Origin of the sequence: Streptomyces sp. NPDC007991 (assembly GCF_042958445.1) — a bacterium.
Taxonomy (GTDB): Bacteria; Actinomycetota; Actinomycetes; order Streptomycetales; family Streptomycetaceae; genus Streptomyces.
This window is the reverse complement of the sequence record NZ_JBIBJD010000013.1, coordinates 140,156-159,057: the sequence shown is the minus strand read 5'-3', so window position 1 is coordinate 159,057 and position 18,902 is coordinate 140,156. Positions and strand designations below refer to the sequence as shown.

Annotated in this window: 13 protein-coding genes; 8 read left to right on the top strand and 5 right to left on the bottom strand. The window is 70.8% G+C overall.

Features of this window, described 5'->3' with window-relative positions:
• Positions 1 to 28: 28 nt before the first annotated feature.
• The 3 genes from gltX to ACFZDA_RS33275 form a co-directional block, all read right to left on the bottom strand.
• Positions 29 to 1,513, bottom strand: coding sequence for a glutamate--tRNA ligase (gene gltX / locus ACFZDA_RS33285; RefSeq protein WP_391088870.1), 1,485 nt, complete (start codon positions 1,511 to 1,513; stop codon positions 29 to 31).
• The gene (locus ACFZDA_RS33280) at positions 1,506 to 2,282 is read right to left on the bottom strand and encodes a fumarylacetoacetate hydrolase family protein (RefSeq protein WP_391088868.1); all 777 of its coding nucleotides are present in this window, start codon (positions 2,280 to 2,282) and stop codon (positions 1,506 to 1,508) included. The genes gltX and ACFZDA_RS33280 overlap by 8 nt, the downstream gene beginning before the upstream one ends.
• Before the next feature lie 173 nt (positions 2,283 to 2,455).
• Entirely contained in the window at positions 2,456 to 2,647 is a 192-nt protein-coding gene (locus tag ACFZDA_RS33275) for a hypothetical protein (RefSeq protein ID WP_391089101.1), read from the bottom strand.
• A 602-nt stretch (positions 2,648 to 3,249) separates the two neighbouring features.
• On the opposite strand from ACFZDA_RS33275, the gene ACFZDA_RS33270 reads away from it, so the two are divergent.
• The 8 genes from ACFZDA_RS33270 to ACFZDA_RS33235 all read left to right on the top strand — a co-directional run bounded on the left by ACFZDA_RS33270 (position 3,250) and on the right by ACFZDA_RS33235 (position 13,946).
• A complete protein-coding gene (locus tag ACFZDA_RS33270) occupies positions 3,250 to 7,095 on the top strand; it encodes a nitrate- and nitrite sensing domain-containing protein (protein ID WP_391088866.1) in 3,846 nt (1,281 codons plus the stop codon).
• Positions 7,096 to 7,104: 9 nt separating this feature from the next.
• Positions 7,105 to 7,518, top strand: coding sequence for a roadblock/LC7 domain-containing protein (locus tag ACFZDA_RS33265; protein WP_020271453.1), 414 nt, complete (start codon positions 7,105 to 7,107; stop codon positions 7,516 to 7,518).
• A gap of 113 nt (positions 7,519 to 7,631) precedes the next feature.
• Positions 7,632 to 8,027 (top strand): DUF742 domain-containing protein, encoded by a 396-nt coding sequence (locus ACFZDA_RS33260; RefSeq protein WP_010044602.1) that lies wholly within the window; start codon positions 7,632 to 7,634, stop codon positions 8,025 to 8,027.
• Complete coding sequence (locus tag ACFZDA_RS33255) at positions 8,008 to 8,583, top strand: ATP/GTP-binding protein (protein ID WP_020271455.1); 576 nt, start codon at positions 8,008 to 8,010, stop codon at positions 8,581 to 8,583. The genes ACFZDA_RS33260 and ACFZDA_RS33255 overlap by 20 nt, the downstream gene beginning before the upstream one ends.
• Before the next feature lie 377 nt (positions 8,584 to 8,960).
• A complete protein-coding gene (locus ACFZDA_RS33250; RefSeq protein ID WP_391088863.1) occupies positions 8,961 to 12,287 on the top strand; it encodes a nitrate- and nitrite sensing domain-containing protein in 3,327 nt (1,108 codons plus the stop codon).
• Positions 12,288 to 12,297: 10 nt separating this feature from the next.
• Complete coding sequence (locus tag ACFZDA_RS33245) at positions 12,298 to 12,711, top strand: roadblock/LC7 domain-containing protein (protein ID WP_004983065.1); 414 nt, start codon at positions 12,298 to 12,300, stop codon at positions 12,709 to 12,711.
• A gap of 94 nt (positions 12,712 to 12,805) precedes the next feature.
• Positions 12,806 to 13,384, top strand: a complete 579-nt coding sequence (locus ACFZDA_RS33240) for a DUF742 domain-containing protein (protein WP_391088861.1) — start codon at positions 12,806 to 12,808, stop codon at positions 13,382 to 13,384.
• Positions 13,365 to 13,946, top strand: coding sequence for an ATP/GTP-binding protein (locus ACFZDA_RS33235; RefSeq protein ID WP_014675207.1), 582 nt, complete (start codon positions 13,365 to 13,367; stop codon positions 13,944 to 13,946). Before ACFZDA_RS33240 ends, ACFZDA_RS33235 begins: the two co-directional genes overlap by 20 nt.
• A 92-nt stretch (positions 13,947 to 14,038) precedes the next feature.
• Here the strand turns inward: ACFZDA_RS33235 and ACFZDA_RS33230 are convergent, their stop codons facing one another.
• A complete protein-coding gene (locus ACFZDA_RS33230) occupies positions 14,039 to 18,553 on the bottom strand; it encodes an AAA family ATPase (RefSeq protein WP_391088859.1) in 4,515 nt (1,504 codons plus the stop codon).
• 127 nt (positions 18,554 to 18,680) lie between these two features.
• Positions 18,681 to 18,875 carry an acyl-CoA carboxylase epsilon subunit gene (locus tag ACFZDA_RS33225; RefSeq protein ID WP_391088857.1) on the bottom strand — a complete coding sequence of 65 codons (195 nt, stop codon included), beginning with the start codon at positions 18,873 to 18,875 and terminating at the stop codon, positions 18,681 to 18,683.
• Positions 18,876 to 18,902 lie beyond the last annotated feature (27 nt).

The window sequence follows — 18,902 nt, the reverse complement described above, 5'->3', positions numbered from 1 at the left end:
GCCGCCCTCGCCATGCGGGTGTTTCGTGTTACGCGGCCAGCTTCGCCAGCGCCGCGTCGATGCGGGCCAGGGTCTTCTCCTTGCCCAGGACCTCCAGCGACTCGAACAGCGGCAGGCCGACCGTGCGGCCGGTGACGGCGACGCGGACCGGGGCCTGGGCCTTGCCGAGCTTGAGGCCGTGGGCCTCTCCGGCGGCCAGGACGGCCTCCTTGAGCGACTCGGCGGAGGTCCAGTCGGCCGCCTCCAGCTTCTCGCGGGCGGTGCGCAACAGGGCGTCCGAGCCCTCCTTCATGGCCTTCGTCCAGCTGGCCTCGTCCGCGACCGGCTCCGTCAGGAACAGGAAGTCGACGTTGTCGGTGATCTCGGAGAGCACCTTCAGGCGGGTCTGGGCGTGCGGGGCGATGGCCTGCCACTTGGCCTCGTCGAAGGCCTCCGGGGCCCACGGGGCGAACGGCGCCTGGAGCCACGGGCGGCAGCGCTCGGTGAAGTCCTTCACGTCCAGCATGCGGATGTGGTCGCCGTTGATGGCCTCGCACTTCTTCAGGTCGAAGCGGGCCGGGTTGGGGTTCACGTCGGAGATGTCGAACGCCGCGATCATCTCGTCGATCGTGAAGACGTCCTGGTCGGCCGAGAGGGACCAGCCGAGCAGCGAGAGGTAGTTGAGCAGGCCCTCGGGGAGGAAGCCGCGCTCCCGGTAGAGGTTGAGGGACGACTGCGGGTCGCGCTTGGAGAGCTTCTTGTTGCCCTCGCCCATCACGTACGGCAGGTGGCCGAAGGCGGGGATCCCCTTGGCGATGCCCAGCTCGGTCAGCGCCTTGTACAGGGCGATCTGGCGCGGGGTGGAGGAGAGCAGGTCCTCGCCGCGCAGGACGTGGGTGATCTCCATCAGGGCGTCGTCGACCGGGTTGACCAGCGTGTAGAGCGGGGCGCCGTTGGCGCGGACGATGCCGTAGTCGGGGACGTTCTCCGGGGTGAAGGTCAGCTCGCCGCGGACCAGGTCCGTGAAGGTGATCGTCTCGTCGGGCATCCGGAAGCGGACGATCGGCTCCCGGCCCTGGGCCTCGTACCCGGCGACCTGCTCGGCGGTGAGGTTGCGGCAGTGGCCGTCGTAGCCGGACGGCTTGCCGGCGGCGCGGGCGGCCTCGCGGCGGGTGTCCAGCTCCTCCTGGGAGCAGTAGCAGCGGTAGGCGTGGCCGGCGTCCAGGAGCTTGGCCGCGACGTCCTTGTACAGGTCCATGCGCTGCGACTGGCGGTACGGCGCGTGCGGGCCGCCGACCTCGGGGCCCTCGTCCCAGTCGAAGCCCAGCCAGCGCATCGCGTCGAGCAGCTGGGTGTACGACTCCTCGGAGTCGCGGGCCGCGTCGGTGTCCTCGATGCGGAAGACCAGGGTGCCCTGGTGGTGCTTGGCGAACGCCCAGTTGAACAGGGCGGTGCGCACCAGGCCCACGTGGGGGTTACCGGTGGGCGAGGGACAGAAACGGACGCGTACGGGAGTGCCGGGTGCGCTAGCCACGCTTGACAACCTTGTTGGTGAGAGTGCCGATGCCTTCGATGGTGACGGCGACCTCGTCGCCGACGTTGAGGGGGCCCACCCCAGCCGGGGTGCCGGTGAGGATCACGTCGCCGGGGAGCAGCGTCATGGCCTCGGAGATGTTGACGATCAGGTCCTCGATGGAGTGGATCATCTCGCTGGTGCGGCCCAGCTGGCGCTGCTGGCCGTTGACCGTGAGCTGGATGGTGAGGTCGCTCGCGTCCAGGTCCGTCTCCACCCAGGGGCCGAGCGGGCAGGAGGTGTCGAAGCCCTTGGCCCGGGCCCACTGCTTCTCGCGCTTCTGGACGTCGCGGGCCGTGATGTCGTTGGCGCAGGTGTAACCGAAGATCACGTCCTTGACGCGCTCGCGCGGGACCTCGCGGCACATCCGGCCGATGACCACGGCCAGCTCGGCCTCGTGGTGCACCTCGGCCGAGAAGGAGGGGTACTGGATCTCGTCGCCGGGGCCGATCACCGCAGTGGACGGCTTGAAGAAGGCGAAGGGGGCCTGCGGGACCTCGTTGCCCAGTTCCTTCGCGTGCTCGGCGTAGTTGCGGCCGAAGGCCACGACCTTGTTGGGGAGCACCGGCGGCAGCAGCCTGACCTTGCCGACCGGCACCTTCGTGCCGGAGAGCTCGAAGTCCGCGAACGGGATGCCCTTGATGATGTCCAGGACGAGCTCGTCCTGCTTGTCGCCCTCGATGGCGCCGAAGGCGACGTTCCCGTCGATGGAGAATCTGGCGATGCGCACGGGATGCTTGGCCCCTTGACTGAAGCGGCTGGAGTCTGACGCTCCAGGCTAACGCGGGGAGGGGTCCGCGCCGCGCGCAATACCAAGGGGCGCCGCCGTCGTCGGGGGCGCCCCTCGATGTTCTTGTCCCGCCGCCTTGAGCATCCGGCGGCCGGTGCGCGTATTACCCGGTGTCACTCGGCGGCAGCGGCGGCCGCGACGGGGACCTGGGTGAGGATGGTGCGCTTGGGGTTGGCGGTCTGAGTGGGGAGTTCGACGGGGTGCTCCGGCTGTTCCGGCGTCTGCAGTTCGTCGGCGTCGTCCAGGTGCGCCAGCGTCGTGCGTCGCGGGTTGGCGATCTTGTGGAACATCGTCGTCGTCTTCACTGTTTACTTGACCCTGTTCTGTGACGGGCGCCGGGAGGGCACGCAGGACCCTCGCCCGGGCGCGGGTTGTCGGTTTTGCCATCTCTGTAAAGCGTCAGGCTAAACACGGGATTCCCGGCGCAATCGCGGGGTGGCCATGATCGGCGTGTGAGTTTCCTCACGACTCAGGGGGCGAATCGGTCAATCCGGACTCACCTTCCATCGCGTCGAAACGGACATTGAGCCACTGAAGCACTCATTCCGCTGCTGATCATGGCGACTGGGACACCCGTCACGCCTCGGCGACTCGCGGGCATACGTCCGGAATGGACGAACTCACCTTCCACATCGGGTGATTCGGCACTCACGTGGTGTCACCTATGTCACGGCCTGGCCTACGAGCCTTGTTGGAGATCCTGTGCTGTGCTGGAATGCCACGGACCGCCGCAGGATCGAGCCGGCGCACAGGGGGCGCACAGACGCGCCGAGTGGCGGCCAGAAGGGGGAGCCAGCGCCGGTCACTCAAGACCACCACGGGGGCGTACTCAGGGCGTCCCCAGAACGCCGACACCGTGCCCCGCCGTTCACTCGATGGGGCGCCTGGTCCAGAGGTTGCGACGCTAGTGCAGGGACGTTTCAAGAGGGATGGCAGCGCTTCGGCGGAGCCGGAGCCGCACGGCGGGACCGACCGAGGTCCCTCGGCCCAGCACGCCCGGAACCAGGGCCCGGCGGGTGACGGCGGGGAGCGCCCCGGACGCCCCGGCGCGTCGGCCTCCACGGGCCCCGCGGGCCCAGCTCCGGCCCTGAAGCCGCCGACGGGCCCGGCAGGCCCCGGCCCGCGAATAGCCCTGCGTAACTGGCGCATCTCGACCCGTCTGGTGTCGCTGCTCGCCCTGCCGGTGGTCGCGGCCACCTCGCTCGGCGCGCTGCGTATCAACCAGTCCATGGACGACATCCAGCAGCTCGACAACATGAAGCTGCTGACGGACATGACCAAGCAGGCCACCGAGCTGTCCGCCGCCCTCCAGGAGGAGCGCGACCAGTCGGCCGGCCCGCTGGCGCACGGCGGCAAGGCGAGCGACTTCACGGTCCGGGGTCTGCGCGAGAAGACCGACCGGGCGATGAAGAACTTCCTCGACAGTTCCGAGGAGATCGACAGCGCCAGCAAGGACGGCAACCTCAAGGGCGTCCGCGAGTACCTCATCCAGCTCGCCGGCGAGCTGGGCGACCTGGCGCAGATCCGCAAGAGCGCCTACGCCTCCGAGGGCAACTCCACGCAGACGATCGAGGCGTACCACCGCCTGATCGAGAACCTGGTCTCCCTCTCCCAGGACATGGCCGAGGCGACCAGCAACCCGGACATGATCCAGCGCACGCGTGCGCTCGCGGCGTTCTCCTCCGCCAAGGAGTACTCCTCGATCCAGCGCGCGGCCCTGGCGGCGGCGCTGCCCGCGAGCAACACCACGACCGGCAAGCTCTCGCCGAACGACCGGCTCTACGCCGAGTCGGCCCTGGAGAGCCAGAAGTCCGAGATCCGCAGCTTCAAGAGCATCTACGGCGAGGACGCCGCCGCCGAGCTGCTCAAGCCCATCGAGGACGGCGGCAACTCCACGATCAAGGCCACCGACACCTACGCGGGCCGGGCCCTGGTCTCCGCGAGCGGACTCGCCCAGCAGGACAAGCGGTCCTACCGCGACTGGCTGGACGACAGCTCCACCAAGATCCAGCAGATGAAGAACATCGAGCACACCCTGCTCGAGGAGATGGAACAGAAGGCCCGCGAGCTGCGCAGCGCCACCGAGCGCGACGCGATCATCTCCGGTGCGCTGATCCTCATCGTGCTCGGTGTGTCGCTGGTCGGCGCCTTCGTCGTGGCCCGCTCCATGATCCGCTCGCTGCGCCGCCTGGAGGAGACCGCGACCAAGGTCGCCTCCGACCGGCTGCCCGAGCTGGTCAAGCAGCTGTCCGAGTCGGACCCGCAGGACGTCGACACGTCCGTGGAGTCGGTCGGTGTGCACTCCCGGGACGAGATCGGCCGGGTGGCCGCGGCCTTCGACGACGTGCACCGCGAGGCGGTCCGCCTCGCCGCCGAGCAGGCCCTGCTGCGGGGCAACGTCAACGCGATGTTCACCAACCTCTCGCGCCGCTCCCAGGGTCTGATCCAGCGCCAGCTGTCGCTGATCTCCGAACTGGAGTCCCGCGAGGCCGACCCGGACCAGCTGTCCTCGCTGTTCAAGCTGGACCACCTCGCCACGCGTATGCGCCGTAACGGTGAGAACCTGCTGGTTCTCGCGGGTGAGGAGCCCGGCCGCCGGTGGACCCGCCCGGTCCCGCTGGTCGACGTGCTGCGTGCCGCCGCGTCCGAGGTGGAGCAGTACGAGCGCATCGAGCTGGCCTCCGTGCCGACCACCGAGGTGGCCGGCCGGGTCGTCAACGACCTCGTGCACCTGCTCGCCGAGCTGCTGGAGAACGCGACCTCGTTCTCCTCGCCGCAGACCAAGGTCAAGGTCACCGGTCACGCCCTGCCCGACGGCCGGGTGCTGATCGAGATCCACGACACCGGTATCGGTCTGTCGCCAGAGGACCTCGCCGCGATCAACGAGCGGCTCGCCTCTCCCCCGACGGTGGACGTCTCCGTCTCCCGCCGCATGGGTCTGTTCGTGGTCGGCCGGCTCTCGCAGCGGCACGGCATCCGCATCCAGCTGCGCCCGTCCGACTCCGGCGGTACGACCGCGCTGGTCATGCTGCCCGTCGATGTCGCCCAGGGCGGCAAGAAGCCCCAGCCCAAGCAGCCCGGCCAGCCGGCCGTCGGCGGTGGCGGTCCGGCCGCCGCGCAGGCCGCCGCCGGTGCGGCCGCGGCTCGGCGGGCCGCCGGTGCCGGCCAGGCGGGCGGCGGTGCCCTCGCGGCCGGCGGGCCCGGTGGTGGCTTCGGCGGCGGTGCGTCGTCCGGCGGTGGCCGGCTCGGTGCCGGCCAGGGTCCGCGGGCCGCGCTGCCCGGGCGGGACGCGGACGGTGGCCGTCCGGGTGGCGGGCGCGGGCCGCAGGGTCCCGACAAGTCCCCGTCGCTGTTCGAGCAGAGTGGTCCCCCCGCGCCGCCGCAGGGCCGTCCGGCTCCCGCCGGTGCCGGGTTCGGGCAGGCGCCCGGTGCTCCGCAGGGTCTGCAGGCCGCGGGGACGAACGGGCCGCAGGGCCGGGATGGCTACGACGGTGGCCGGGGCTCGCAGCGCCCGGGCAACTCCGAGCAGGGCCAGGGCCGTCGGCCGCAGCTGCCGCCGCGCGGCGGTCCGCGGGCCGAGCTGCCCGGCGGCGGTGACGCGCAGCCCCGCGTGCCGAGCTGGAGCGACGACAACGCCCAGCCGCCGGTGCCGCGTGCCTCCCTGGACACCCCGCGCGGGCACGAGGAGCCGGATGTCTCCCGGACCTCGTCGATGCCGCGGATCGACGACCGGCAGGGCCCGGGCTCGACGGCGGAGATCCCCGCCGTCCCGCGCGACGACGACCGGCAGGGCCCCGGCTCGCCGGCCGACTTCGGCGCGCGCGGCCCCCAGCACTCGGACCGGTTCGGCCTTCCCGGCGCGGACGACGCGCAGGGTCCGGGCCAGTTCGTCCGCCCGGACGTCTTCGGCGCCCCGGGCGGCCGCCGCGACCCGTCGTCCCCGGCGGGCCAGTACCCGGCGCCGCAGTCCTACGACAACGGCTCGACGGGCCAGTACCCCGCGCCGCGCCAGGACAGCGGCTCGACCGGGCAGTACCCGGCGCCGCAGTCCTACGACAGCGGCTCCACCGGCCAGTACGACAACGGCTCCACCGGCCAGTACCCCGCGCCGCGCCAGGACACCGGCTCCGGCCGGCCCACCCTCCCCGGTCCGGCCACCCCGGCCGACCCGGCGGGCACGGGCCGGTTCGAGCGGCCGCAGGTCAACGGCGCCCAGGGCGCGGCCGACTTCGGCGCCCCGCGTCCGCCCGCCCCGCAGGCCCGGCCCGCGCGTCAGGAGCCCGAGGCCCTGCCGCCGGCGACCGGCCCCGGTGACGGTCGTACGCCGCTGTACGACACGCTCGAGACCAACTGGTTCCACGGCCAGCAGGAGCAGCGGGAGCAGCAGCCGTCGCAGAGCAACGGCTCGGCTCCGGCCCCGCAGCCGCAGGAAACCGGCGGTCCTCAGCGGGCGGCCTCCGCAGGCTGGCGCAGCTCGCCGAACGACGACCTCGTCCGCCAGGCCGAGCGCGTCCGCCAGCCCGCCGCCGGCGGGGTCACCACCTCCGGCCTGCCGCGCCGGGTGCCCCGGGCGAACCTCGTCCCGGGCACGGCTCAGCAGCAGCCCCAGCAGAGCGGTCCGCAGATCTCGCGTGCCCCCGATGACGTACGCGGTCGGCTGACCAATCTCCGCCGCGGTATTGCACAGGGTCGTCAGGCCGGGTCCACCCAGACCGGCAGCTTCCCTCGGCCCTCTCACCAGCAGGAGCGTTAGTTGAGTCCGATGAGCCAGGCGGCACAGAATCTCAACTGGTTGATCACCAACTTCGTGGACAACACCCCAGGGGTGTCCCACACCGTCGTCGTGTCCGCCGACGGCCTCCTCCTGGCGATGTCGGAGGGCTTCCCGCGCGACCGCGCGGATCAGCTCGCGGCCGTCGCCTCCGGTCTGACGTCCCTGACGGCAGGCGCCTCCCGGATCTTCGAGGGCGGCGACGTGGCTCAGACGGTCGTGGAGATGGAGCGGGGATTCGTCTTCCTCATGTCCGTCTCGGACGGCTCGTCGCTCGCCGTTCTCGCTCACCCCGAATGCGACATCGGCCTGGTCGGCTACGAGATGGCGCTCCTGGTCGACCGCGCGGGCGCGGTCCTCACCCCCGACCTGCGAGCTGAGCTCCAAGGCAGTCTGCTCCATTGATCGGCACCGGCACCACCCGTCTCACCACATCACCGTCCTGCGGCCACACACCCCACACAGGCCTCGTCAGACGGCTCGACTGACACCGACTTGCTGTCCCGCCCGGAGGACCCATGACCCCGCCCCCCGCCTCTCATGATCCGTACGCGGAGCCGTACGAGGACGAGGGCGACCAGCCGCTGGTCCGGCCGTACGCCATGACCGGCGGCCGGACCCGGCCGCGTTACCAGCTCGCCATCGAGGCACTGATCAGCACGACCGCCGATCCCGCGGCGCTCATGGGGCTGCTCCCGGAGCACCAGCGCATCTGCCACCTGTGCCGTGAGGTGAAGTCGGTCGCCGAGGTCTCGGCGCTGCTCAACATGCCGCTCGGTGTGGCCCGGATCCTGGTCGCGGACCTCGCGGAGGCCGGTCTCGTCGCGATCCACCAGCCGGGCGGCGACGAGGCCACCGGCGCGCCGGACGTGACACTGCTCGAAAGGGTGCTCAGTGGACTTCGCAAGCTCTGACGCGGGTCGTTCCACCACTTCCGCGAAGATCGTGGTGGCGGGTGGCTTCGGCGTGGGCAAGACCACGTTCGTCGGGGCCGTCTCGGAGATCAACCCGCTGCGTACCGAGGCCGTCATGACGTCAGCTTCGGCCGGCATCGACGACCTCACCCACACCGGGGACAAGACCACCACGACCGTCGCCATGGACTTCGGCCGTATCACCCTGGACCAGGACCTGATCCTGTACCTCTTCGGTACACCGGGCCAGGACCGCTTCTGGTTCATGTGGGACGACCTGGTGCGCGGCGCCATCGGCGCGGTGGTGCTCGTGGACACCCGGCGCCTGGCCGACTGCTTCCCGGCCGTCGACTACTTCGAGAACAGCGGACTGCCGTTCGTCATCGCCCTCAACGGCTTCGACGGCCAGCAGCCGTACACCCCGGACGAGGTGCGGGAAGCCCTCCAGATCGGCCCCGACACCCCCATCATCACGACCGACGCCCGGCACCGGGCGGACGCGAAGAGTGCGCTGATCACGCTGGTCGAGCACGCTCTGATGGCACGGTTGAGGTAGCACCCAATTCAGAAGCGCCATACGGCAGTTGTCGTAGATACACCGGAGCCGACTGTGTCCTTTGACACGGTCGGCCAAGGTGTTCATAACGTTTCGGCAGAGGAATCAGATGGTACGGCCACGCGTCGCGCACATCCGGTCTCGCTGCGCGCACAACCGCCCCGCCTTTTGGCGGGGCTCGCTCTTTATGACCGTTTTATCTGGGGCTTACATCCCTCGGAATCCTCACCTCGGACTGTTTGGAAGAGCGCAGGTCGTCGTGCTGGAATGCCTGAACTGCCCAATAGTCAATGGCGTACACGTCAGTCGATGGCGTACCGGGCTCTGAGAAACTGCGGCACAACGTTGGTGCCGACCGCCGAGAGGTTGTTGGTCGAGTGAGGCGAAGCAAGAACAGTCCCGAGCCGTCGGCCCGGGGCAACTTCACCCCGCCGCCGCGCACAGCGGCGCCCGCCCCCGTGCCCGGTTCGGAGCCGACGGCCGCGCCCGCCCAGAGCGCCGGCCGTTTCTCCCCGCGCAACTGGCGTGTGGCGACCAGGCTCAACGCGATCCTGCTCATACCCGTGCTGGTCGGCCTCGTCATGGGCGGCATCCAGGTGAAGAGCTCGATCGACACCTGGCAGGAGGCCGAGGACGCGGAGAACACCGCGCGCCTGGTGCGAGCCTCCCTCCTGTATGCCAATGCCCTCTACAACGAGCGTGACACCTCCGCCGCGCCCCTGCTGAAGGGCAGCTCCCAGACCGCCCAGGACAAGGCCACCGTCGCCCAGGTCCGCAAGACCACCGACGAGGCGGCCGACGCCTTCGACGCCGCGGCCCAGAACATGCCGGCCAAGCCCGGCCTGGAACGCCGTCTGAAGCTGTTCCGCCAGGCGGAGCCGAAGCTCCAGACGCTGCGCCAGGTCGCGTACACCTCCAAGCTGAAGGGCGTGCAGACCGAGGAGGGCTACGTCGAGGTCGCCCACCCGCTGACGGAGTTCGCCAACGAGCTGGGCCTGGGCACCGGCAACATCACCAGCTACGGCCGGACCGTCTACGCCATCGAGCTCACCAAGGCGGCCCTGTCGCTGCAGCGCTCCATCGGCATGCACATCCTGACCAAGCCGGGCCCTGACGAGGGCAACCTCGCCAGCCAGCGCATCGCCCTGTCCTCGTACGCGTACCTCGAGCGCATCGCCGTGCAGGAGTACGTCGGCGGTGGCACCGAGGAGGACGCGGCCAAGCTCAGGGCCGCCGAGGCGAAGATGAAGACCGACGGTGCCGCGATGGCCCGGGAGGCCAAGGCCAAGAACCCGGACTACGTCGCCCCGCCGTCCAACCCGACGACCATGGTCTCGGCCGTCGCGACGCTCCAGACCACCGACCCGAGCGCCCGCGCCGCCCTCGCCGAGCAGGGCATCACCGCCGAGAACTGGTGGGCGGTCAACACGCTCCGGTTCAACGCGTACGAGAAGATCGAGACGGACCTGGCCGACAAGGCCGTGAGCGAAGCCTCCGACATCGCCGACGGCGCCCAGCGCGACGCCTACATCACCGGTGCCGCCGTCGTCGTCGCCCTGCTCCTGGCCTTCATCCTGGCCGGAGCGGTGGCCCGCCAGATGAGCCGCTCGATGCGCCAGCTGCGCAACGCCGCCTTCGGTATCGCCGAGCAGCGCCTGCCGATGCTCGTCGACCAGCTCTCGCGCACCGACCCCGGACGCGTCGACACCCGCGTGCAGGCCATCCCGATCACCACCACGGACGAGATCGGCGAGGTCGCCCGCGCCTTCGACCAGGTCCACCGCGAGGCGGTCCGGCTCGCCGCCGAGCAGGCCCTGCTGCGGGGCAACATCAACGCGATCTTCACCAACCTCTCGCGCCGCAACCAGTCGCTGATCGAGGGCCAGCTGACCCTGATCACCGACCTGGAGAACAACGAGGCCGACCCGGACCAGCTGGAGAACCTCTTCAAGCTGGACCACCTCGCGACCCGTATGCGCCGCAACGGCGAGAACCTCCTGGTCCTCGCCGGCGAGGAGCCCGGCCGCCGCTGGGACCAGCCGGTCCCGCTGGTCGACGTGCTGCGCGCCGCCTCCTCCGAGGTGGAGCAGTACGAGCGCATCGAGCTGTCCGGCGTCCCCGAGGCCGAGATCCACGGCCGGGCCGTGACCGACCTCGTGCACCTGCTGGCCGAGCTGCTGGAGAACGCGACCACGTTCTCCTCCCCGCAGACCAAGGTCCGCGTCACCGCGACCCGGCTCCCCGACGGCCGCGTGATGATCGAGATCCACGACAAGGGCATCGGCCTGACCGCCGAGGACTTCGCGGACATCAACCACAAGCTGGCCAACCCACCGACCGTGGACGCCGCGATCTCGCAGCGCATGGGCCTGTTCGTGGTCGGCCGGCTGTCCGACCGGCACGGCATCCGCGTCCAGCTGCGCCCCTCGGGCGAGCAGGCCGGCACCACCTCGCTGGTCATGCTGCCCGACGCGATCACCCACGGTGGCGGCGGCGAGCAGCACGTGGACCGCGACGAGTTCACCGTCTCGCAGATCATCCCGGAGCAGAACTTCGGCGGCGGCGAGAACTTCAACCAGCCGGCCATGCGCACGGCGGCCGAGCTCGGCTTCGACGACAGCCGGTACGCCGACGTCCCCGACGACATACGCGAGCTGGACCCCGTCGGCCGCTCCCTGATGCGCGAGGAGCGCCGGGCGGCCCTGGAGGCCCAGTCGCACGAACAGCCCGCCCTGCCCGGCCGGACCGGCCAGAACGCCCAGGAGCAGGCCGAGGCATCCGGATACGCCGAGGGGTTCCCCGGGCGGCAGGGCTACGACGGCGGCCAGGGCTACGACACGGGCCAGACCGGCTACCCGGAGCAGCCCGCCGCGTACGACCGTCAGGCACCGTACGAGGAGCAGCAGCAGGCGTCATACGAGGAGCAGCGGCGGACGGCATACGAGGAGCCGCAGCGGGCCGCGTACGACGAGCAGTACTACGCGCCGAACAGCGGTCTGCCGCAGAACGACACCTTCTCGCCCAACGGCGGCTACCCGGACCCGTCCTCCTATGCGGAGCCGGCCCAGGAGGAGCACCAGGCGCAGGGCGCGGGCGGCCCCGGCGGCTTCCCCGCCTTCGAGCAGCGGCGTTACCAGGACGACTGGCCCCAGCAGGACGGTTACCAGAACGGCTACCCGAACCAGTACCCTTCTCAGGCCCAGGAAACGGAATCCGCGCAGGCCGCTGACGCGAGTGAGCAGGACCGCGTAGGCTTCGACCGTTCGGGACCGGCCCAATCCGCCGCACCCTCGCTGACCGACGCCGGGCTTCCCCGCCGCGGGTCCGCCGCGAACGGTGCGAACGGCGCGGGCGGTGCCCGGCACGCGAGCCAGGAGCCCCCGGCCTCCACTCCGGAGAGCAACGGCGACAGCGACTGGCGCTCGGCGAACGACGAGCGGTGGCAGCAGGCCTCGCAGCTCCGGAAGCCGAAGGCGGGCGGGGTCACCTCCTCCGGCCTGCCGAGGCGGGTGCCCAAGGCCAACCTGATCGAGGGTTCCGCCGAGAGCACTCCCCAGGGGGGCCCACAGGTCTCCCGCGCCCCGGAGGACGTCCGGGGCAGGCTGAGCAACCTGCGTCGCGGCGTCCAGCGCGGACGCAACGCAGGCAGTGAAACGAACGGCCAGGGCTTCGGTCCTGACAGCACCTACAACCAGGAGCGTTAGTGTGAGCCCGATGAGCCAGGCGGCACAGAACCTGAACTGGTTGATCACCAACTTCGTGGACAACACCCCGGGGGTGTCCCACACGGTGGTGGTCTCCGCCGACGGACTCCTTCTGGCGATGTCCGAAGGCTTCCCCCGCGACCGCGCCGACCAGCTCGCGGCCGTCGCCTCCGGTCTGACGTCTCTGACGGCAGGCGCCTCCCGCATCTTCGAGGGCGGAAGCGTCAATCAGACGGTTGTGGAGATGGAGCGGGGATTCCTCTTCATCATGTCCATCTCCGACGGCTCGTCGCTCGCGGTTCTCGCACATCCGGAGGCGGACATCGGTCTCATCGGATACGAGATGGCGCTGCTCGTCGACCGAGCCGGTACGGTCCTGACACCGGACCTTCGTGCGGAGCTCCAGGGGAGCCTGCTCAACTAACAGACGGACGGTGCGTTTTGGCGTCCCGGGGCCGTAAGGTTTCGGGACGCGGCTCCACAGCGATGGGTGCCCGGCACAGTCGGAGGAGGAGAAAGTGGCAACACCCCCAGGCGGTTCGTCTTCGGGCAACTGGTCGTACGGCCCTGCCCAGGGCCAGGGCGACGGTGGACAGAACCCGAACCGTTACAACTTCCCCTCCGCACCGAGCCACCGGCAGCCGTACACGCCACAGGGCCCCGGCCCGTCGCCGTACGACCAGCCGCCGGCCCCGCGCATCCAGCCCGTGCAGCCGCAGCGCCGCACCCCAGAGCCGGCGCCCGCGGGGGCGTCGAACAACCCGCTGGTGCGTCCGTACGCCATGACCGGTGGCCGGACCCGCCCGCGTTACCAGCTCGCCATCGAGGCGCTGGTGCACACCACTGCGCAGCCGCACCAGATGCAGGGCCAGTTGCCCGAGCATCAGCGGATCTGCAACCTCTGCCGGGAAATCAAGTCGGTCGCCGAGATCTCGGCGCTCCTCACGATCCCTCTCGGCGTGGCCAGGATCCTCGTCGCCGACTTGGCGGAGGCGGGACTGGTCGCCATCCATCAGCCCGGCGGCGACGAGAACGCCGGCGGCCAGCCAGACGTGACACTGCTCGAAAGGGTGCTCAGTGGACTTCGCAAGCTCTAGCGGCGGTCCTTCCCGCTCCACCACCTCGGCGAAGATCGTGGTGGCGGGTGGCTTCGGCGTGGGCAAGACCACGTTCGTCGGGGCCGTCTCGGAGATCAACCCGCTGCGTACCGAGGCCGTCATGACGTCAGCTTCGGCCGGCATCGACGACCTCACCCACACCGGGGACAAGACCACCACGACCGTCGCCATGGACTTCGGCCGTATCACCCTGGACCAGGACCTGATCCTGTACCTCTTCGGTACACCGGGCCAGGACCGCTTCTGGTTCATGTGGGACGACCTGGTGCGCGGCGCCATCGGCGCGATCGTGCTGGTCGACACGAGGCGGCTCGCCGACTGCTTCCCCGCCGTCGACTACTTCGAGAACAGCGGACTGCCGTTCGTCATCGCCCTCAACGGCTTCGACGGACAGCAGCCGTACACCCCGGACGAGGTGCGGGAAGCCCTCCAGATCGGCCCCGACACCCCCATCATCACGACCGACGCCCGGCACCGGGCGGACGCGAAGAGTGCGCTGATCACGCTGGTCGAGCACGCTCTGATGGCACGGCTTCGGTAGGTACCGCCGGAGGTTCCCGGCGTGGCCCCCGCCCCTCTTCGGTGAGGGGCGGGGGCCTTTGTCATGGGCCCGGTCACGTGCCTGTTGAGGGCTCAGCTCCAGCCCACCTCCACCGCCAGGACACCGCGGTCGAGGGCGATCACCAGGCACCCCGCGTCGACCAGTTTCCTGGGCTCGCTCCCCACCGGGATCTGCACCACGAGTGCCCCCTCGCCGTCCCACAGCCGCACCGTGCGGTCATGGGACGCCGAGGCGAGCAGCCTCCGGCCATCGCCGGCCGGGGCCGTGCACAGGGCGGTGAGGGGGCCGGTGTGCCCCTCCAGCACATGACGCCGCGCACCGGACGCCGGATCCCACAGACGCACCGTCCCGTCCTGCGACGCGGAGGCCAGCAGCACGCGGCCGTCGCCGAAGTCCACCGCGCACAGCGCGACCACCGGCCCGGTGTGGCCCTCCAGGCGCCTTCCCGGGGTGCCGGACACCGGATCCCACAGACGCACCGTCCCGTCCTGCGACCCGGAGGCCAGCAGCACACGGCCGTCGCCGAAGTCCACCGCACACAGCGCGACCACCGGCCCCGCGTGCCCCTCCAGCACATGACACCGCGCACCGGACACCGGATCCCACAGACGCACCGACCCGTCCTCCGACGCCGAAGCCAGCAGCACACGGCCGTCGCCGAAATCCACCGCACACAACGCGACCACCGGCCCCGCGTGCCCCTCCAGCACATGACACCGCGCACCGGACACCGGATCCCACAAGCACACCGACCCGTCCTCCGACGCCGAAGCCAGCAGCACACGACCGTCGGCAGACCTCACCACACACAAGGCGACCACCGGCCCGGTGTGCCCCTTCAGACGGCGGCCGCGGGTACCGGTGGCCGGGTCCCACAGGCGCACCGTGCCATCCAGGGACGCCGAGCCGAGGAGCACCTCACCCCCGGGCGACTCGATCAGGCAGAGGGCGCTGACCGAATCGCTGTGGCCTTTCAGCAGTCGCATGTGGCTGCCCGTGGCGGGGTCCCACAGGCGCAGCGTGCCGTCGTGGGACGCGGAACCGAGGAGCGTCTCCCCCTCGGCCGACGTGAACGCGCACAGCGCGCTGACCGGACCGATGAGGCGTTCGAAGAGCTGGTCCCGGGCGCTCGACGTGGGGTTCCACAGTCGTACGGTCCGGTCGTGCGAAGCGGACGCCAACAGGACCCGGCCGTCCGCGGTCGCCACGGAGCACAGGGCACTGACCGGGCCGGTGTGATCTTTCAGCAGATGATGCTGGGCGCCGGTGTAGGGGTCCCAGACGCGCACCGTGCCGTCGTGGGACGCGGAGCCCAGCAGAGAGGCGCTGTCGGAGGACTCCACGACGCACAGCTCGCTGACGGCGTCCGCATGGCCTTCGAGGACCTGCTTCGCGAAACTGACGGGAAGCTTCAGTCGCCGCGCGCCGCCACGACGGGACGCGGATGTGGGCGCCGTCTCTCCCCCGGACACGATCGCGTTCTGTCGCTCGTTCCGCCCGAAGCCGAAGATGCGGGTCATGAGACGTGGTGGGGGCGGCGGGTCCGGGTCCCACAGTCGTACGGTGCGGTCGTCGGAGGCGGAGGCGATCAGGAGTTGGCCGTTGGAGGTTTCGACCGAGCACATCGCGCCGACCGGCCCGCGATGGCCTCGGAAGAGCCTTTCGCAGCGTCCCGTCCCGGGGTCCCACATTCTGAGCGTGCCGTCGGCGGACGCGGAGATCACAACGGTCGGACCGCTCGCGAGACGAGCCGTGTACAGCGTCCGCACGCCGCCGTGCGTGAAGCCCCGTCTCAGCCGCCGTTCGTGGGTGCCCGCGACGGGGTTCCACAGCCTCACCGTGCCGTCGTCGGACGCCGAGGCGAGGAGCGGGCTGCCGTCGGGCATCCCCACCGCGCACAGCGCTCTCACCGGTCCGGCGTGGCCCTCCAGCACGTGGTGCCGGGTGCCCGTCGTGGGGTCCCACAGCCTGACCGACCCGTCGTCCGACGCCGAGGCCAGCACCACACGCCCGTCCGCACATCCGAGGGCGCACAACGCGTTGACCGGCCCGGCATGCCCCTCGAAGACATGGTGCCGGGTGCCCGCCATGGGGTCCCACAGCCTCACCGACCCGTCGTCCGACGCCGAGGCCAGCACCACACGCCCGTCCGCACACCCGAGGGCACACAACGCGTTGACCGGCCCGGCATGCCCCTCGAAGACATGGCGTTGGGTACCTGTCGTGGGATCCCACACGCGCACGGTGTGGTCGTGTGACCCCGAGGCGAGGAAGGTACGCCCACCCGGGCTGCTCACCGGGCACAGTGCGCTGACCGGTCCGGTATGCCCTTCCAGCAGCGCTTCGTCGTCTCCTCGCTGGGTGGCCGCCCATCGGGCGCGGTACGGGCTGTCGTGTGCGAGGTCGCGGTAGGCCGAGCCGAGGTCGTGCAGGACTTCGCTGATGGTGTAGAGGGCGGCGCGTTCGGCAGGCGGGGCGTCGATCGCGCGAGGGGTCTTGCGGAGCAGCCGGGCGCGCCGGCGTGCGGTGGGCGTGGTGGCGGCCGCGGCGGCGGGGATGAGCCGGCGCAGATCCGCGTACAGGGGGTAGGCGTCGTCGTCGAGGAGTTCGTCCACGGCGTGGCCGCGCTGCGCGTGAGCGGGCAGGGAGCGCAGGAGGTAGGCGGGGGCTTGTGACCATCCGCTCTCCCGGCCCAGGCCCAGGAAGGCGGCCGTGATGGCCTTTTCGTCGGCGGGGGCTTCACGGTGGCGCAGCAGAGCGTCGTTGAGGGCTTGGTGGAACAGCCGGTAGACGGGTGTGGCGAGTTCACCGACGCTCGTTTCGACGAGGAAGTTGGCTGCCGAGGATCTGGCGAAGGCCTCCAGGTCTTCCGCACCGGGGGCCGCGTATCCGAGGGCGCCGATGGTGGCCCGCCACAAGTCGATGGGAACGCCGGATGCCTTGGCGTAGGCGAGTGCCGTCATCAGCGCCGCGGCGGGGACGCCCGCGACGCGTGGCAGCAGGAGGAGGTAGGAGTTGAGGGCCGAGTCGACGGTCGGGGTGAACGTGAGCTCCGCGATGGCCACGGGCGTCCGGTCGTACTTGCCCCGGGCCCGGGCGACGAGACCGGCGACGAGGAAGTTGCCGTCGGCCAGCTCCGCGATCCGTTCGGCGACGGGCTCTGCGACGCGATCGTCGTTGTAGGGGTTTCCGGCGCGTTCTTCGCCGTGGAGCTGGAGTGTGGCCAGGGCATAGGCCGCCAGGTCCGCCCGGGCGAAGTACTCCGGGGTGTCGAGGTCGATCACGGACGGGTTGGCGAACGCCTCGACGAGGGAGCCGTCGTCGTCCTGCCGGCGGGTGCCCACCACCACGCGTACGCCGAGGTGGTGCAGGTCCTCGGCCAGCGGTCGGGCGATGTGGTGGATGATCTGGCGGGTCTGCTGGGTGCTGGCCGCCTCGTCGAGGGCATCGATGATCACGGTGAAGCCGGTGCGGCGGGTGCGCTCCAGCGCGTCGGCCAGCACGGTCGCCAGATCTCTGACGTCCATCGGAAGCCTGGCGGAAGCGGCGCGGGCGATTTCCCCGGCCACTTCGAGAGCCGTCTTGCCCTTGGCGTGCACGGCGCAGGCCACGGAGCGTTCCACCGCCCGCACCGCGTCGTCGCCCCGTGGGAGGGCTGCGGCGATGGCGGGGTCGGCGGTGGTGACGACCCGCCCCAGCACGGCCGACTTGCCCACCCCGGGGGACCCGGTCACGACGAGCGCCTGTGCCTGGGGGTGCACTCCCACGAGCCAGTCGCGAATCCTGGTGAGCGCGGCCGTGCGCCCGCGGAAGCGGAAACCGCGGTCGCTGTCCTTGTAGACACCGCGTGCCCGGGGCCGCCAGTGCAGACCCGCCTCCGGGTCCCTGTCCAGGCTCCAGCCCCAGGCGGCCAGGGCGCCTTCCCCGGCGGCTTCCGCCGACCAGCCGGTCAGCAGGTGGAGCTTCTGGTCGGGTAAGCAGTCGACGACGGCGCTCAAGGTGATGGCGCGCGCGTCACCGTTCGCGCTCTGCGCCTGCCCCACCATGCCGACGACCGCCTCGTAGTCGGCGGACCACAGCGCGGCGCCGGCGTAACCGGACTTGACCGGATAACGGGAGCCCGTGTCCAGGCGGATCCACCCGTAACCGAGGACTTCCCCCACCACGCCGTCGGACGAATTGCCCAGCATTCCGTCGGGAAACCCGAACGTCCACCATCTTCGGCGCACCAGACTGTCGATCTCCGGCTGCCGCAGACGCGCCGCGTACCCTTCCGGCACGGGCTGCGCCAGGGTCAGCACGGCGACATCCCGCACGTCACGTTCGTCGAACGGCGGAGCCGCGACGTCCTTCACGGGGATGCGCTGATAGCCCATGCCGTGTGCCTTGGGGAACGCCACCCACAGCTCGGGCCTGCGCACCCTTCCGTCGAAGACCACGGACGCACAGGTCAGCACCCGCCGGCCGTCGATCAGGAAACCGGAACCAAGAGGACGTCGGTCGCCCTGCGACGCGTGGACGGCCGCGACCCACGAGTCCGACCCGGGTCGCGGGCTGTTGTCAGCCGCGCTCGTGTTCGCCCCCACGGCTTCCCCCCTGGTCACAAACGGGCCATCAGCGTAGCCGCCGAGAGCTGGAGCGTGACCGGTATGGAGCAAACTCGCGGCCCCGCCCTCCCGGGGGGAGAACGGGGCCGTGAGCGCGATGCGGAACTCAGCGCCAGCTGTGCGGCGCCCTGAAGCCGGGCTCTCGCTCCAGCCGGCGCCAGCCGGCCTTCACGCGGCCGCGGTGCGTCGGGGCCGGGTCCGTGGGGCGGGCGGCGGCGCGGGCCAGGAGGATCGCCGTGATGGCGGCGACTTCCTCGGGCTCGGCGTGGCCCTTCTCGACGCGGATGTCAGGGATGTCCATGGGTCTCAGTCTCCAGGAGAGAGATGT